Genomic DNA, 1,028 nt, shown 5'->3' on the forward strand with positions numbered 1-1,028 from the left:
GCATGAGAAGATCTTCGGCTGGGTTCTGGCGCTGGTCGCCGAACACGATCTGGTGAAAGCCGAGCGGATCGGCGTGGATGGCTCGACCATGGAAGCCAACGCGGCGCTGCGCACGATCGTGCGGCGGGACACTGGCGAGACGTACCGCGAGATGCTGACGCGGATGGCTAGGGAGAGCGGCATCGACACCCCGACGGCGGAGGATCTCGTCCGGCTTGATCGCAAGCGTAAGGGCAAGAAGCTGTCGAACGCGGACTGGGAGAGCGCGACCGATCCCGACGCGAAGGTCGCCCGGATGAAGAATGGTTCGACCCGGCTGGCCTACAAGCCCGAGCATGCGGTCGATCTCGACACAGGCGTGATCGTTGCCGCGCCGATCCACGCGGCCGACCAGGGCGATACGAATACGCTCGACCCGACGCTGAAGGCGGTAGCGCAAAACCTCGCCGGTATTGGTCTCGCGCCGACATCCGAGGATCGCTGCGATCTCGTAGCCGACAAGGGTTATCATTCCCGCGACGTCCTCAAGCGCCTCGACGGCGACGTCTGGAGGAGCCGCATATCTGAACCCAAGCCGGCCAAAGGCGTCCTGCGCTGGCATGGCGACGAGGCCGCCCAGAAAGCAGTCTACGCCAATCGGTCTCGTCTCAAATCGGCGGTTGGACGCAGAGCTATGCGCAAGCGTGGCGAAATGGTCGAGCGCAGCTTCGCGCACGTCCTTGACCGCGGCGGCATGCGTCGTGCCTGGCTGCGTGGGCGCGAGAACCTCCAGAAGCGCTACCTGGTCCATGTCGCCGGGTTCAACCTCGGCGTCCTCATGCGTGCACTGTTCGGTTGCGGCACCCCGAGGGAGGCAACGGGCGCGGCACAAGCGGTTTTGTTGGTCATTCAGGCCAACGCCACTCTTCTCCTCGCGTTCGTCGGCGAGTTCCAAGGCAAACGCGGCTTACTCCTCATCGCCTTCACGCCAAACGACATTTGACCTCGCACCACCCGGTGACAGAAAAAGCGACTCCGTCACCGGGCTG

The 1,028-nt window shown here is 64.2% G+C and carries 1 protein-coding gene; it reads left to right on the forward strand.

Translation table 11 applies throughout. The annotated features are described in order from the left end of the window. On the forward strand, positions 1 to 982 hold a 982-nt coding region (locus L3X40_RS21900), incomplete at its 5' end, for a transposase (protein ID WP_237367442.1). Positions 983 to 1,028 lie beyond the last annotated feature (46 nt).

Source organism: Rhizorhapis sp. SPR117 (assembly GCF_021742065.1).